This is a genomic window from Sneathiella sp. D3-11, assembly GCF_055809395.1.
In genome coordinates this window covers 2731370-2747687 of record NZ_CM147911.1, presented here as the reverse complement: position 1 = coordinate 2747687, position 16318 = coordinate 2731370, and the positions used below count along the sequence as shown (strand labels likewise).

Here is a 16318-nt window from a genome sequence, read left to right as displayed (position 1 = left end):
GTATGGCAACAACCAACACTCCCCCTCAATCTGCAAACTAGGACAAGTCGATTTTTCTTCATTGATCTAAATCAACTTAGAAAAAACTTCCTGCCTTGATGCGTCAATTTATGTATCAATTGGAATAGTTAAACAGCTTTTGAATGCCGCGCCAAGCCTTGGTTAAAATAAATATCAAAAATTGCACAGACGGCGCGCACCAACAAGCGACCCGCAGGTTGAATGATAATCTGGCTGCCGTTAATTGATATAATCCCTTCATTTGCAAAGTGTCGCAGATTATTTATCTCATCTGAAAAATAGGAAATATCCACTCCAAATTTCCGAACGGCCGCATCCAGATCAACTTCCAGGTTACACATAAGACGCTCAATTACATATCCGCGCAATCGATCATCATCACTTACACGAACACCCTTAGCGATGGGAAAGTGCCCTTTAAGCACTTCATCTTCATAGGTTTTCATTGCCACAACATTCTGAAGATAACCTTGTGGCAGTCGGCCAATAGATGACGCGCCAACCCCTAGCAACACGTCGGCATTATCCGTGGTATAACCTTGAAAGTTCCGGTTCAGCGTCCCCTCTGTGAGGGCGATGGCCATCGTATCATCGGTCTTCGCGAAATGATCAAGGCCGATCTGATGATAACCAAGCTCAAGCAAGCGGTCCGACGCGGCAACCGTCTGCTCTAACCGCGCGTCACTATCTGGCAGTTCTTCATCCCGGATCATCTTCATATGGTTTTTCATCCAGGGAACATGCGCATACCCAAAGAGAGCAATCCGGGCCGGCCGCAGCCTATGTGAAAGATCGACGGTATTTAGGACATCGTCCACTGTTTGTTGCGGAAGGCCATACATCAGGTCGAAATTGATATTCTCAATACCAGCATTGCGGAAATTTTCCGTTACTTCCTTTGTAAGATCATAAGACTGAATCCGGTTAATCGCCGCCTGAACTTTCGGATTAAAGTCCTGAATTCCAAAGCTGGCACGGTTAATGCCGGAGGCGGCAAGCGCCTCAGTTTTTTGTTTATCGACCGTTCTCGGATCAATTTCCACCGCAAGTTCAGCTCCCTCTGTAATCAGAAAGAGATCCCTTATAAGATCCATGGTTTCTAAAAAATCTTCAGCAGAAAGCATTGTCGGCGTCCCGCCGCCCCAATGGATATGCGATACCTTAAACTTACCCGGCAGCGCATCCGCAAGCATCTTTAGCTCCGCACGCAACGCCATTGCATATTTGCGGACCGGATCATATCGGGCAACAATCTTGGTATGACAGCCGCAATACCAACACATCTTTTGGCAAAAGGGCACATGGAGATAAAGCGATAGCGGCTTTTGCGGATCTAACTCCTTTAGCCAGCTTGTATATACATGCCCGGTTACGTTGGGACTGAAATGCGGCGCGGTCGGATAACTGGTGTAACGGGGGACGGACTTACTGATTAACTTCCCCAGTGTTGTCGTCATTTCTCACCTTCCGCCAGATTTTCGAGCCACTCCAGATCTTTGATCAGGATTAAGTGGTTCGATGGCACGTCCAAAACGCCCATTTTCCTGAGTTTCGTAATTGTCCGGCTGACAGTCTCTATTGTAAGCCCAAGAAAATCCGCAATATCATTCCGGCCCATTGTCAGCTTAACTTCAACTTTATTTCCTGTATCATCGCCAATTTTTCTAGCCCGAACGACTAGAAATGTCGCAATTTTCTCAATCGGTGTTTTACGGCCCAATAGAATAGCGTGATGACGAAGCTCGTGGAGTTCATCCAGAACCTTTTCCGACAAAGCCGACTGGATGGATGGCATTTCCTTATGATATTTATCGAGAGCTTTGATCGGGATCTGGCAGACTACCGTATCGCAGACGGCCTCTGCATCTGACTGGTAATACCCCTTTTTCTGCTCACCGATGACTTCGCCAGCGGACTTGAAGGAAGTTATCTGGCGACGCCCATCATCCAGCAAGTTGGCAAGCCGGATCTCGCCCGAGACGACACTGTAGACATACTTCGCTTCTTCAAACTCCCGATAGACGGATTGGCCTGTCTTCACCAGCCTTGTCCTGATATTGCGGGCAAACTCGGCCATTTCATGATCTTTCAGGCCGGAACAGATTGCCTGATTATGGGCACTACAAGTAGCACATGGCCCCTCCGAGATGCTTTTTGGCTTTGCTTTCGGATTTTTCTCTAACGGTTCAAGGCGAATATCTACCTCCGACTTAGCCAATGACGAAATACGCGTGTCCAAGGTTTTTAACATATCACGTATTCTCCCCTATCCAGTTTGAATGCCAATCAATTATGAAGCTGTCTCTAAAGCCTATATTTTAAACTTTTCTCGTATCCTTCCATGTGGTGAGATGACGCAGGTTTAAAATTCACACAAGAAATCGGTAAAATAGACGTTACGAGCGAGATTTTTTCGCAGTTTTAATGAGGCTTAGGCAAAAAAATCCCCGACAGCGACATAATGCCACAGCCGGGGAGCTTTGTCGATTTCGCGTCCGTTTTTATTATTATTTTTTGCTAATCGACTTAAATGCGCAGCAGATCAGCCGCGACATCAAGCGGGACCGCCGCATCTTGGAGCAAGTAATTTCCTGCCTCAATTTCGAACTGATTATCTCCATTACTAAGTGGGTCATGAGGACGCAATCGCGTATCCATCACTAACCGGGAAAGAAGCATCCGGCGCGCATCGCCGCCAGCCTTGCCAAGGGTCGCCCCTTCTGTTGCAAGCAAGGTTGCGGTCGTAACGTGATAAAGCGCATCTGAAGCTTGCCGGGCCTGTGTTTCATTTCCGGATTTCGCAATATCTTCTGCAAATTTCTTGGCTCGATCAACGAGGCCGGAAAGCTCGCCGGCAAATTGCCCAGGTAGACCATTCGCGCCTTGCAACCGGCCTTTCAAATCATCTGCAAGATCTTCATGCGCGCCGGTTTTGGCCACTGCGCGGGTTGTAATATCCAGCGCATTAATATTCGAGGTCCCCTCCCACAGCAACCCCGTATGCGCATCGCGGACAAGACGGGAATTAACCCAATCCTCTATCAGACCATTTCCACCCCGAATTTCAAGCGCGCCAGTTGCCACCGGCACATTATCACGGCAAGCCCTGAACTTAACGAGTGGCGTCAGAATTCGATTTAGACGCGCCGCGGACTCATCCCCACCTTCGGCTTTATGCAATATGGATGAAACATGCATAATCATCGATAGAACCTGCTCCGTCGGAACCATCAATTTCAATAATTGTCGCCGCAAAAGCGGCTTGTTGATAATCGGCTCGCCAAACACATCTCTGGTTTGGGCCGTCACCATTGCCTCATTCAGACAACGGCGCATCATACCGGCGGCCCTTACGCCATGGGAGAGGCGAGACATGCTGACCTGATCCATCATCTGGCGCAGACCCGGATTGGGTTTCGCACCGACGTCGCCGAATGCATATCCGACAGCGCCATTGAAAATAATTTCACCCGACGCCATGGATTTCGTCCCCATCTTGTCCTTCAGGCGGACAATCCGGTAGCCGTTTCGCTCCCCGTTATCCAATGTGCGCGGCACCGCAAAAATCGCAAGACCGGAATTCCCCTCAGGCGCACCTTCAGGACGGGCAAGGACAAGACTTACTTCCGCATCGGCACTGGAGCAGAACCATTTATCGCCATAGAGCCGCCATTCGCCATTTTCCTGACGCGCCGTCACTGCGAGATTGGCAACCTCAGAGCCACCTATTTTCTCGGTCATGAATTGTGCGCCGCGGAATAACTCATCCATATCCTGACTGCGCATCTTGTCGAGGAATTTGTCCTTGGCATCGTCCGGGCCGTAACGCTCCAGCAGCATAGAAGACGTATCTGTCAGGGAAATCGGGCACATCAACCCGAATTCAGATTGCGTAAACAGATACTGGAACACATATTTGGCCATCGGCGGAACTTTTGTCGGCCAGCCATGCACGCCCTCTTTTCTCGACATACAATGAATACCGAAGTCACCATATCCAATCTTTTCCATTTCGCGGAAAGCGGGATGATATTCGATCCAGTCACGATTGCGACCCCGAGCATCGCGCGGGTGAAGAACTGGCATGTGAGTTTCGCAAATCCGCGCCAGCTCATCGAGACGGTTCCCCGCGACTTCGCCGAGTTGACGGTAAATGGGAGTCATATGTTCTCTAAGATCATCCGGCAGATAAATCGTCAGCAGATCCTGAAGGCTTTTATCAATCTCGAAGAAATTGAGACCGTGACAATCCGCAGCAACCCAGTCTTCAAGCTCCCGCTCGTCACGGTTTTTGATTTTAACTTCCATATTCATGATATCTCTTCCTGATCATCCTTTTTTGGTCGGTTAATGCCGTTCCTTATAGTGTAAGGATACGGCTTACTTCTTCAAGATTGAGCGGTGTATCGTTAAGAAGCGCATCCGTCGCGGCGGCATCGAAGGCATCCGCCTCGATTGATAATGGGTTAGCCGCGCCAAGCTTGTGATCGATTACCATGCGCGACAGAAGCAGCCGACGGGCGTCTTTGCCAGCGGCGCCCAGTTCCGCGCCTTCGTTCGCCATCAAGGTTGCCGTCGTAACATGATAGAGCGCACTCGCAGCTTTGCGAGCATGCGTTTCCTTCCCCTGCCGCGCAACGTCTTCAGCAAATTTCACAGACTGATCCACCAGGCCCTTAAGTTGACCGGCATACTGTCCAGGCATCGCGGTATTGGCATCGATTTGCTTGGTAAGATCCTCGGCCAGATCCTCCTGCGCGCCCATCCGGGCAATCGCCCGTGTTGTCACGTCAAGAGAGTTGATATTGGATGTCCCTTCCCACAACACACCAAGATGCGCATCCCGCACGAGGCGCGGATTGACCCAGTCCTCGATATAACCGTTACCGCCGCGCACTTCCATGGCACCGGTCGCAACACGGATATTATCCCGCGCAGTCCGATACTTAAGCAGCGGGGTCAGAATACGGGTCCGTCTCGCGGCGGCCTCGTCACCCTTTTCACCCTGCTCAAGATTAACGGCAACATACATAAACATGGACAGCGCCTGCTCTGTAGGGACCATCAGCTTCATAAGCTGACGGCGCAACAACGGTTTGTCGATAATCGTCTCCCCAAATGCCTTGCGATAATTGGCCACCGTCAACGCCTCGTTCAGGCAACGGCGCATCATCGCCGCGCCGCGCACACCATGCGACAGACGGGAGAAATTCACCTGATCCATCATCATTTTAAGGCCTTTGTTCGGATGCGCGCCAACCTCACCGAGCGGATAGGCCGATGCCCCTTCAAAGATAATCTCGCCGGAGGCCATGGACTTGGTGCCGAGTTTATCCTTCAGCCGGACAATTCGATACGGATTGCGACTGCCGTCTTCGCGGTGGCGCGGCATGGCAAAAAGTGCGAGGCCGCTGTTTCCTTTGGGTGCACCTTCGGGGCGGGCCAGCAACAACGCAATGTCACCGTCTGCACAGGAACAGAACCATTTTTCACCGTAAAGCTTCCATTCCCCATCTTCGAGGCGCGCCTCAAGCGCGATCTGAGAAACATCCGATCCGCCCGTCTTCTCTGTCATGAACTGGGCACCTTTCAGGATCTTGTCCATATCCTGGCTATACATACGATCGAGAAGCTTCTCTTTGGTTGCCTCATCCGCATAACGCTCAATCAACATCGCCGACGTGTCGGTCGCCGAAATCGGGCAGAGCTGGCCGAATTCGGACTGACCGAAGAGATACTGGAAAACATATTTTCCAATGGGCGGGACTTTTTCCTGCCAGCCCAGCACACCTGCCCGATGGGACATCCGATGGAAGCCGAAATCCTTGAAGGCGACATCTTCCATTTTGCGATAGGACGGGTGAAACTCGATCCAGTCCTCGTTCCGGCCGCGGGCGTCACGGGCATGGAGAATGGGGCCGCGCTTGTCTGCGTCCCGTGACCAATCGTCAAGCTGGTTGCCAGATATTTCACCAAGGCGATTAAAATGCGGCTCCATATGCTGGCGCAAATCGTCCGGCATATAAATATGCAGCAAGTCGCGCAGACCGTTATCAACTTCAAAGAAGTTAAGGCCATGGCAATCCGGTGCGATATAGTCAGAAAGTTCCTGAGGGCTAAATTCCTGTTTTTTATGTAAAAAAGTCATAATCTATCCCGTTTTTTTAGTTGGCCGTCGATGGTTCATATTTCAGGGCATATAATGGGTAAATCGATAATCATGGACAATCGATAATTCAGCATAGTATAATTGAAAAAAACTCACGCAAGGGATGTCCCTATATGCTTCATATTCCCTCTACGTCTGGGCTTCGGGCATTCGAAGCTGCCTGCCGCTATTTGAGCTTCAATCAAGCTGCGGAGGAGTTAGGCGTCACCCCGGGGGCGGTCAGCAGACAGATTCAGACATTAGAGCAATATCTGGGAAAAACACTCTTTCATCGTCACCACAAGCGCATAGAACTGACCGCAGTCGGCCGACAATATCTAGCTGAAATCACCTTGCCATTAGAAAAGATCGCTGCAGCATCGGCACGCCTGCGCAGCGAGACACGACGAAATGCCGTTTCCATATGTGCCTATCCGACTTTTGCACTACGCTGGTTGATCCCAAGATGGGCGGACCTTTATGAACGCCATTCGGATATAGATGTACAATTGATCACTTCTCTCAATCCCGCGGATTTTGAACGGGACGACTTTGATCTCTCCATTCAGGTTCTACCCGATGGAACTGGTCTTACGGGCATGAGGATCGACAAGCTACTCGAAGTGGTCACCTATCCAGTTTGCAGTCCGGAGATGGCCAAAAAATTCTCCCGGCCGGAGGATTTACGCGACGCGGTTTTCCTCCATGACAGTCCGCGCCCGACAGACTGGCTCCGCTGGCTTGAAGAGGCCGACGTTCACAACGTCAACACTAACAAGGGGCTGCATTTTGAAAGCACAAATATGGCGCTGCATGCCGCAGAAAATGGGCTCGGCGTTACCATCGGCATAGATGCGCTGGTTCAGGAATCCGTCGCATCGGGAAGACTGGTGAGGTTGTTCAACATAGAGCGTCGATCCAACCACTCCTTTCATCTTGTGTCGTCGGCGCGCAAAGCCACTCGACCGAAGCTTGCCGCTGTACGCGAATGGATGCTTGAGGCCGCCGGACAACCTGTATAAATTCAAGGCTAACGTTTTTTATGTTAGCCGACCCGATCTTAAGTTTGAGGAAATTATTGACCATGACCTGTTTACAAAGTGACGGCATATTTATTGGCAAGAGCGATGATGGAGCCGGCAGCAATCAATATCTTCCGCTTAAATGGGGAAACCGGCACGGCTTGATTGCGGGGGCGACCGGGACCGGGAAGACAGTCACCCTGCAAGTTCTCACGGAAGGGTTTTCCAGCGCAGGCGTCCCGGTATTTCTCGCCGATGCAAAAGGCGACCTCTCTGGTCTGTGCCACACTTCGGATATGCAGGGTTTCCTGACAAAGCGGGCCGACAAGATCGGATTTTCGGAAGAGTATAAAGGCGCGGCCTATCCCGCTGTTTTCTGGGATTTGTTCGGCAAGCAGGGCCATCCTGTCCGGACGACGATTTCCGAAATCGGCCCTCTCTTGCTTTCTCGTATGCTGGAGCTTAACGACACGCAGGAAGGCGTCATGAATATTACCTTCCGGGTCGCGGATGAGCAGGGTCTGCTGTTACTGGACCTGAAAGACCTGCGCGCTCTTCTCGGTGTCGTGAATGAGCAGAGAAAAGAAATTTCCGCGATATACGGAAACGTCTCGCCGCAATCGATCGGCGCCATACAGCGCGCATTGCTGCGCCTTGAGGATCAGGGAGCGGACAAATTCTTTGGGGAGCCAGCGCTTGATCTTCGCGACTTCATGCGCACCGATCACGAAGGCCGCGGCATAGTCAATATTCTCGCCGCCGACAAGCTGATGAATTCACCGCGGCTTTATGGCACGTTTCTATTGTGGATGCTGTCCGAGCTGTTCGAGGAGCTGCCCGAAGCTGGCGATTCTGACCGGCCCAAATTGGTTTTCTTTTTCGACGAAGCACATCTGCTATTTAATGATGCTCCAAAGGCTCTGCTTGAAAAGGTGGAGCAGGTGGTTCGCCTGATCCGGTCAAAAGGCGTTGGCGTATTTTTCGTCACGCAAAGCCCGGACGATATTCCGGATTCTGTGCTGGGACAGTTGGGCAACAGAGTGCAGCATGCGCTGCGCGCCTTTACCCCGAAGCAGCAAAAAGCAATTCGCCTCGCCGCCCAGACCTATCGCCCCAACCCCGCTTTCGAGGTTGAGGACGTGATCACTACTCTCGGTGTGGGAGAGGCTCTGGTTTCCACATTGGAGAATAAAGGCGAACCGTCGATTGTTGAGCGGACGTTGATCCGCCCCCTTCCTCCAAACTTGGGCCGGTGAGTCGGGCAGAACGTAAACATGTGTTGAACGACAGCACGCTTGCCGACAAATATGATGAGACGGTTGACAATGAATCGGCCTATGAAATTTTGCAGGAGCGAGCCGAGAAGGCAGCAAAGGCTGCGGAAAAAGCAAAAGCCGAAGCGGAAACTGTTGAGACAAAAAAGGCGCCTGCGCGCCGGTCAAACCGGCAAAGTGTTGGGGAGGCTGCAATCAAGTCTCTCACCCGCGCCGTCAGTTCCTCGTTTGGGCGCAGCATTGCCAAGGCCCTCCTTCGTGGTATTCTCGGCGCCCTTAAAAGATAAACTAATACTAACTAACAAAGGACGGAGCATTTCACGCTCCGGTATTGTATGAAAGCCGTCATCATTCCCGTTACCCCTTTCGCCCAGAACTGCAGCCTGATCTGGTGTGAGGAAACCATGAAAGGCGCCGTTGTCGACCCAGGTGGCGATCTGGACCAAATTCTTGAAGCTGCTGAAAAGCAGGGGGTGACAATCGAGAAAATCCTGATCACCCATGGCCATCTCGATCATGCGGGCGGCACGAAAGAACTTCACGAAAAACTTGGCGTTCCGATTGAAGGCCCCCACAAGGATGACAAATTCTGGATTGATCAACTTCCAGCGCAATGCGCAAGATACGGCTTTCCGGAATCTTTTGCTTTCACGCCGGATCGCTGGCTGGAAGATGGTGACAAAGTCACCGTCGGGAATGAAGAATTCACCGTCGTGCATTGCCCCGGCCATACACCAGGCCATGTTGTCTTCGTCAATCTGAAAGAACGGGTCGCCATTGTCGGCGATGTGTTATTTCAGGGGTCCATCGGTCGGACAGATTTTCCGCGTGGCAACCATGAAGACCTGATCCATTCCATTCGTGAAAAACTCTGGCCGCTCGGTGATGACATTACTTTCATTCCAGGGCATGGAAACCTCTCCACCTTCGGTCAGGAGCGGGAAACTAATCCCTTTGTGGCCGATATGAACTTCGGCTGAGTTATTCAAAGACCACCGGATCATCGACCATTTCCAGATGAAGCTGATCGCCTGTGAAGGGATGGCTGGCGATGACTTCTTCATCCAGCTCAATCCCGAGCCCCGGTTTCGTCGGCGGAATAATATACCCCTCTTCCCACTGGATCGGCTCCTTCAGAATTTCCGCATGGAAATCACCCATGGTGTTGATGCTTTCCTGAATGAGAAAGTTCGGCGTGCAGGTGCTGAGCTGAATATCCGCCATCGCTGACACGGGACCGCAATACATATGCGGTGCGATCTGGGCGTAATAAACCTCCGCCATGCTGGCGATCTTCTTGCCCTCCAATATTCCGCCGACACGGCCGAGCGCCATTTGCAGGATTGAGGCCGCGCCACTTTCCAGCACGCGATGAAACTCATATTTCGTACAAAGTCGCTCCCCGGTCGCGATCGGGATCGTTGTCTGGCGCGAGAGCTTGCCCATTTCATTTGCATTTTCCGGCGGTGTCGGCTCCTCAAACCAGAGCGGATCATATTTCTCCAGGCGGCGCGCAAGACGAATGGCGCCCGAGGTTGTCAACTGGCCGTGGGTGCCAAACAGCAAGTCCGCTTTATCTCCGACGGCTTCGCGTACCCGGTCGACTAGCTTTTCCGACAGATCCATTCGGCCAAGCGATGGTTGGCGCGGATCGAAAGCCGAGTACGGCCCCACCGGATCGAACTTTACGCCAGTAAATCCGAGCGCGACATTTTCCGCTGCCCGCTCCGCCGCTAGGTCGGGGTCACTATAAACATCAGTCGTGTCCCCCTCTTTTGGGTAGAGATAGGTGTAGGTCCGGAGCTTTTCACGAACCTTACCTCCTAACAACTCATAAACCGGTTTATTTGTTTCTTTCCCGTTAATATCCCAGCATGCCATTTCAAGCGCACTCAGCACCGCCATCATGGTCGAGTCTGGCCGCTGTGTGTATCCGCTGGAATAAACCCGCCGCCAGATCCGCTCGATATGAAAGGGATCCATCCCGAGCAGACGCCGCTCAAATACATCCTCAATCATCTTGACCGTCACATCGGGATGAAACGGCGCAGCATAGGCTTCCCCTATTCCAGTCACGCCGCTGTCGGTTGTCAGCTTGACGAAAACCCAGAACTGCCCGCCCCAATGAGGGGGAGGCGTACCGACAACGAAGGTTTCAAGATCGGTTAGTTTCATGGCATCTACTCAAATATTATTACGTTTCTGAGGGCCTTGTCCGCCCGAACTTCATCAATTGCCTCGTTGATCTGGTCAAGCGGATATCGCCCTGTAATCAACTCGTCCAGTTTCAAGTTACCTGCCTCATACAGCGCGACCAGTTTCGGGATATCGATACGCAACCGGGTCGACCCCATTTTGCTGCCAAGAATTTTCTGACCTGACCCGGCGATGTTACCGGCCTCCACCTCTATTTTCTGTCCTGTTGGCGGCATCCCAACAATCACCAGCGTCCCGGACGGCGCGAGAAGGTCCAGCCCCTGCTCGAATGCCTTGGGGCTACCCGCCGCGACAAAAACATAATCGGCTCCGCGTCCGTGGGTTAGCGCACGGACCTGCTTCGCCGTATCATTCGCAAGGGGGTTTATCGTATGCGTTGCCCCAAAGACACGCGCCGCAACTAGTTTCTCTTCCACCAGATCAAGAGCAATAATCGGCGCCGCATTCACCAGCGCCGCCCCCTGGACTGCGTTAAGGCCGACGCCACCACATCCGATCACTACAACGGAAGAGCCATATTCCACCTCGGCCGTATTGACGACCGCACCAAGCCCTGTGATAACCCCGCAGGAAAGAAGAGATGCCGCATCCAACGGGAAGTCCTTGGGAAGGACTACCAACTGTGATTGATCGACAACAACCTCTTCGGCAAAGGCACCGGTATGGAGTCCCGGCCCTACCTTTTCACCTTTTTCCGACATTAGGCGACTGTCCTCGTCGATCGGAAAGGGAGTGGCGCAAATATATGGCTGCCCATTTTCGCAATCCGCGCAGTGACCACAGGATCGAATTAGTGTGACGAGAACAGGGTCACCCACCTGAATATTCCGAACCCTCGCACCAGTTTCCATGACGATCCCAGCGGCTTCATGGCCCAGCACCATGGGCAGCGTCCCGCCCCAGCCGCCATCCATATAGGTAATGTCCGAATGGCATATAGCACAGGCCGCCAGCTTGACTCGCACTTCCCCCTCTTGTGGCGGTGCGATTCTGATATTCTCGATTTGTAGCGGCTTGTTAAACTCCCGGCAGACAGCAGCTTTCATGTATCTCTCCCTGATTTCCTGTTAATTACAACTCTTCATGAACCCCGGTCGGAAAGTCAATCATAGCCTTTTCGCATTGGATATTTTTTCGCCAGTTTGTTGACGGTTACAAAATTACAATCCATTCGTTTTACGAATAGCACGAAGCATAAACTTATTTTACGCCCGATCTATTATCGCTAATGTCAACATCATCGCCGCATATCGATTGTCAAAGAACAAGTGTGGCGAAACTGGGAGGTTACATATGAAAAAGCTATTAGGTTTAACTTTGGCAACTGCAATGGCGGTTACCGGTGCGATTTCGGCACATGCAGCCGAGATCACTTTAACTCTGCATCATTTTCTGAGTCCGAAAGCGCCAGCGCATACAAAAATGATGCTGCCTTGGGCTGATAAAATTGCGAAAGACTCAAACGGCAGGATCGAAATCAAGATTTTTCCGTCAATGGCACTCGGCGGTAAGCCGCCGGAGCTTTATCAGCAAGTCCGCGATGGTGTTGTAGATATGGTCTGGACTGTGCCCGGCTACACTCCCGGTGTTTTCCCGCGCATAGAAGTATTTGAATTGCCAACGGTTCATAAGGGAGATGCCAAGGCGACAAATGCCGCCATTCAGGAAATTTTTCCGATGATTGCCGACGATTTTTCGGATGTGAAACCCCTTCTCGTCCATGTGCATGCGGGCAATGCCTTGCACACGACATCAAAAAAGGTCACATCGCTTGATGACGTGAAAGGTATGAAAATCCGCACACCATCCCGGAGTGGCGGCTGGATGATCGAAGCCTGGGGTGCCGATCCGGTTGGCATGCCACTCCCCGACTTGCCGCAGTCCCTTTCCAAAGGCGTTGTTGAAGGCGGTCTCGTTCCCTTCGAGATTTTCCCGCCGTTCAAGCTGGCAGAACTCACCAATTACTCATTGGTTGGTGGAGATAATGAGCGGTTCGGCACGGCGACTTTCCTCTTCGCGATGAACAAGGACAGCTATAACAACTTGCCGGATGACCTTAAAAAAGTGATCGATGATAACATCGGACCCGCTTTTTCAGAGGAAATGGGCGTTGTCTGGAACAATGTCGAAAAGCCCGGAATGGGCATGCAGGAAAAGTCAGGAGGCCAGATTGTTGAGCTTGATGCGGCTGCCAAAGGCACCTTCGATGAAGTTGGCGACAAAGTTGTGGCGCGATGGGTCAGTGAAGTAAACGGCCGTGGCATCGACGGCCAGAAACTTGTCGATGAAGCGCGTAAAGCTATCGCCAAGCATTCCAACTAACGAAACGTAAACTGACAGATTGAAGAGGTAAGTATGCCTAGAAAACTGGACTGGATAGTATCCGGCTGGGCCTTGTTGGCGGGCATCCTTACCCTTCTGATTGTTATCGTCACGACAATAAATACAGCCGCCTTCGGGGCGGACAAGGTTGCGCGACTCTTTGACCTAAATATCGCTGGTCTGGCGGGATATGAAGATTTTGTCCGGCTGGCAATCAGTGCCGCCGCTCTGATGTTTTTCCCCTATTGTCAGAAGCAGAAAGGGCATGTCGCGGTTGATCTGTTTGCGGAACATTTTTCCATTCGAACCCAGCTAATTCTAGAAAAAATAACCCTGACCCTTACGATCATTCTGGCCTTGTTTCTGGCCTATTGGATGAGTCTGGGGATGTTTTCCGCATTTGAGGATTTTGCGTCCTCTCCTATACTCGGTTGGCCGAATTGGCCGTTCTATGTTCCGGGAATCCTGTCCTTGATCCTCTGGGCTCTGGTTGCGGCAATGCAGCTTAACGAAAAAAGGACAAACGGGTGAGCGGTGAATTTATTGGCATCTTCGGTCTCAGTGTCCTTTTTATTCTTCTGGCGCTTCGGATTCCGGTGGGCCTGGCTATGGTTCTGGTGGGGATCGGCGGCAATTTCGCATTAAGCCTTGCCCTGCCCTACATCCGGTTTGAACCCTATCTATACCAATTCAAGAGCCTGCTATGGAACTCAGTCGCCAATTACGATCTTTCCGTTGTTCCACTGTTTATCCTGATGGGGTATCTCGCCTCCAATGCCAATCTAAGCCGCGATCTTTTTCAAGGCGTCAACGCCTTCGCCGGGAAATACCGGGGCGGTGTCGCGATGTCTGCAATCGGAGCCTGCGCAGGATTTGGCGCAGTGTGCGGCTCCTCTCTCGCCACAGCCTCAACAATGGGGCGGGTCGCCCTGCCTGAGCTTAGGCGGCTCAATTACGCACCGGGCTTTGCAACCGGCGTACTGGCGGCTGGCGGCACACTCGGGATTCTCATCCCCCCGTCTGTGGCCCTCGTGATTTATGCGATTATCGTCGAAGCCTCCATCCTCGAGATGTTCCAGGCGGCGATCATTCCCGGCCTCATCGCGGTGCTCTTCTTCATCTTCGCAATCGCTGTAATGGTGCGGATCAAGCCTTCCCTCGCGCCGGAGGCACGCCCGATGGCCAAAGATGAACGGCGCGTTGCCATCCGCCGCCTTATCCCAGTTGTGGTTATCTTTGGCGCCATCATCTTAGGTCTTGGCCTTGGTCTCTTCACGCCCACACCTGCGGCCGGGATCGGCGTCTTTCTAATTCTTGTATATGGTCTTTATCTTCGCCGTTTTGGAGAAGGATTGAGCCTGGCAGGTATCAAGGAGGCCCTTTTGGCCACCGCCGTTACAAGCGGGATGATTTATTTCATCCTGTTCGGGGCAGAGGTATTGAAAGGCTTCTTCACCCGTGCTGGACTCCCGGAAGCCTTGGCGAGCTGGGCAGGCGCAAGTAGCCTTGATCCGCTGTCGATCATCGTCGTCATGTTGATTGCGTTGATCATTCTCGGCTGTTTTATGGATTCTCTTTCCATGATCCTCGTTGTCGTTCCCTTTTTATGGCCCGTCCTTGTTGAGATCAATGGCGGTGACTACGCGACTGCGGAATCCGCCGCTTTCGGTATGGACGCGAATGAACTGAAAATCTGGTTTGGCATCCTTGCGCTCATTGTTATTGAGCTTGGGCTGATAACGCCACCTGTGGGCCTCAATGTCTTTATCATCAGCGCCCTTGCAGGGGATGTTAAAATGGCGGACACTTTCAAAGGGGTCATGCCTTTTTTCGGGATTGAAATAGTGCGCATTGCGCTGATCCTCCTCTTCCCGGCAATCGCCCTGTTCATCCCACGCCTTCTCTCCGGTTAAGTCGGAGTGAGTGCCAAGGGCTGAAGCCAGGTCTTCACCGTTTCATCGCGACCGCGAATTGCCTGAGTACCATTTTCGATGAAATTCAAATCCTTGGCGATTGCCGCCCCGCCTGCGGCCTCTATAAGTTTGTCGCTGACGACCGTGTGTGCATTCAGTTCACGGGTTAATGCCTCCAGCCGGCTGGCGACATTAACGACATCGCCAAGCACCGCATATTCAAGCCTGCGTTCAGACCCGATATCTCCAAGGACTACCGTGCCGTAATGAATGCCGACGGATAATCGAATAGGAGACAATCCTTCTTTGGCCCGTTTCTCGTTCCAGATATTCATTTCCCGGTGCATGGCCGCCGCGCATCGCAGGGCATTCTTCGCATCTTCCTCTGTTATCTCCGGCGTACCAAAAGTTGCCATCAGGCCGTCACCGAGGAACTTGTCCAATGTCCCGTGATTGTCAAATACGCAAGCTTCCATCCGGGTGTGAAACTGCCTCAGCACCGCAACAATTCGTTCTGGTGTTTCCGCTTCCGCCATTTTCGTAAAACCAACAATATCTGCAAATAGCACCGCCACCTTCTGGGACCTGACATCACCAAGCGGTTGATCACTTTCAGCAAGGGTATCGACGATATTAGGCGGAAAATGCCGGGAAAGATTTGCGCGTTCACGCGCGACACCGGCCTGCCTGACCAACAACCGACGGGACCGCCAACCGTTAAGTCCGAGCAATCCGGCAACAATACAGAAGACCAGAACCTCCTGAATGCGTTGCTCTAACGAAATAAAATCCGGGTCAACGAATTCAAGAACATGTGGATATCCGGCAAGCGCCAACTTCACCTTCTCAGACAGATCCGCGATGTCCGATGGTTGAGCGACCGCCCAAAAATAGCCCCCCATCCAAAGAACAGTCGTAAAGGCAGCGACCGGCAGCAAGGTCCGCCAGGAATATGCAAGGGCCGCGCCCGCCAATAGAATATAGAAATAGGGAAAATTCCCGAATTTGAATTGCATGGCCGCAGACCAGGGGCGTTGATCCCAAGGATTAGGAACGATCAGGACAATTGTCATCAGCGCGAGATCCAGAAGGATCAGGAACAACTCCGCGCGCGATCGTTCTACCCGGCCGACTTTAACTTGCAACCAGCCGATCAACAAAAAACCGGCAATCAGCACTTCGTAATAAATGACCGACCAGTCCGGATTGAGGTAAATCAGAAAAACACCAATGATTGCAAGGGAAATAGTTCGGGCCCGAACCGCCAGCATCAGTCCCTCGCGCTTATTTTGGTCCAACGCCTCATAAAGATATTTGTTATTCTCGATATCCGGAAGATCGTCCCTGCGCCGCCTCTGACGTAACCCGCTAATCAAACCTGACCCTGCCATTGCGTTTTCC

12 protein-coding genes and 1 pseudogene are annotated in these 16318 nt (G+C 52.0%); 6 read left to right on the top strand and 7 right to left on the bottom strand.

Translation table 11 applies throughout. The features are described from left to right. Nucleotides 1-128: 128 nt before the first annotated feature. The 4 genes from hemN to AC0L73_RS13965 form a co-directional block, all read right to left on the bottom strand. A complete protein-coding gene (gene hemN, locus AC0L73_RS13980) occupies nucleotides 129-1478 on the bottom strand; it encodes an oxygen-independent coproporphyrinogen III oxidase (protein WP_227952987.1) in 1350 nt (449 codons plus the stop codon). After that, on the bottom strand, nucleotides 1475-2272 hold the full coding sequence (locus AC0L73_RS13975) for a helix-turn-helix domain-containing protein (protein ID WP_473654008.1): 798 nt from the start codon (nucleotides 2270-2272) through the stop codon (nucleotides 1475-1477). The genes hemN and AC0L73_RS13975 overlap by 4 nt, the downstream gene beginning before the upstream one ends. Before the next feature lie 275 nt (nucleotides 2273-2547). After that, nucleotides 2548-4335 (bottom strand): acyl-CoA dehydrogenase family protein, encoded by a 1788-nt coding sequence (locus AC0L73_RS13970; protein WP_227952984.1) that lies wholly within the window; start codon nucleotides 4333-4335, stop codon nucleotides 2548-2550. A gap of 46 nt (nucleotides 4336-4381) precedes the next feature. Then, on the bottom strand, nucleotides 4382-6169 hold the full coding sequence (locus tag AC0L73_RS13965; protein ID WP_227952982.1) for an acyl-CoA dehydrogenase family protein: 1788 nt from the start codon (nucleotides 6167-6169) through the stop codon (nucleotides 4382-4384). Between the two features lie 134 nt (nucleotides 6170-6303). Between AC0L73_RS13965 and AC0L73_RS13960 the strand changes: the two genes are divergently transcribed. From AC0L73_RS13960 to AC0L73_RS13950, 3 genes and pseudogenes are all read left to right on the top strand, one after another. After that, a complete protein-coding gene (locus tag AC0L73_RS13960) occupies nucleotides 6304-7191 on the top strand; it encodes a LysR substrate-binding domain-containing protein (RefSeq protein ID WP_227952980.1) in 888 nt (295 codons plus the stop codon). Nucleotides 7192-7253: 62 nt separating this feature from the next. Further along, a pseudogene (locus tag AC0L73_RS13955) lies at nucleotides 7254-8752 on the top strand (helicase HerA-like domain-containing protein). 48 nt (nucleotides 8753-8800) lie between these two features. After that, entirely contained in the window at nucleotides 8801-9445 is a 645-nt protein-coding gene (locus tag AC0L73_RS13950) for an MBL fold metallo-hydrolase (protein WP_227952977.1), read from the top strand. Between the two features lies 1 nt (nucleotide 9446). Here the strand turns inward: AC0L73_RS13950 and AC0L73_RS13945 are convergent, their stop codons facing one another. After that, nucleotides 9447-10640: a mandelate racemase/muconate lactonizing enzyme family protein gene (locus AC0L73_RS13945; protein ID WP_227952975.1), complete on the bottom strand. Its 1194-nt coding sequence runs from the start codon at nucleotides 10638-10640 to the stop codon at nucleotides 9447-9449. Nucleotides 10641-10645: 5 nt separating this feature from the next. After that, nucleotides 10646-11728 (bottom strand): Zn-dependent alcohol dehydrogenase, encoded by a 1083-nt coding sequence (locus AC0L73_RS13940; RefSeq protein ID WP_473654007.1) that lies wholly within the window; start codon nucleotides 11726-11728, stop codon nucleotides 10646-10648. A 247-nt stretch (nucleotides 11729-11975) separates the two neighbouring features. Here AC0L73_RS13940 and AC0L73_RS13935 point away from each other — a divergent pair, with 247 nt between their 5' ends. Genes AC0L73_RS13935 through AC0L73_RS13925 form a run of 3 tightly spaced genes read left to right on the top strand, consistent with a single transcriptional unit; the run spans nucleotide 11976 to nucleotide 14917 of the window. Further along, nucleotides 11976-13004, top strand: a complete 1029-nt coding sequence (locus AC0L73_RS13935; RefSeq protein ID WP_473654006.1) for a TRAP transporter substrate-binding protein — start codon at nucleotides 11976-11978, stop codon at nucleotides 13002-13004. Between the two features lie 33 nt (nucleotides 13005-13037). Next, entirely contained in the window at nucleotides 13038-13535 is a 498-nt protein-coding gene (locus AC0L73_RS13930) for a TRAP transporter small permease (protein WP_227952969.1), read from the top strand. Then, entirely contained in the window at nucleotides 13532-14917 is a 1386-nt protein-coding gene (locus AC0L73_RS13925; RefSeq protein ID WP_473654005.1) for a TRAP transporter large permease, read from the top strand. The genes AC0L73_RS13930 and AC0L73_RS13925 overlap by 4 nt, the downstream gene beginning before the upstream one ends. Here the strand turns inward: AC0L73_RS13925 and AC0L73_RS13920 are convergent. Then, a complete protein-coding gene (locus AC0L73_RS13920) occupies nucleotides 14914-16308 on the bottom strand; it encodes an adenylate/guanylate cyclase domain-containing protein (protein ID WP_227952965.1) in 1395 nt (464 codons plus the stop codon). The two genes, AC0L73_RS13925 and AC0L73_RS13920, sit on opposite strands and share 4 nt — an antisense overlap. Nucleotides 16309-16318: the final 10 nt, after the last annotated feature.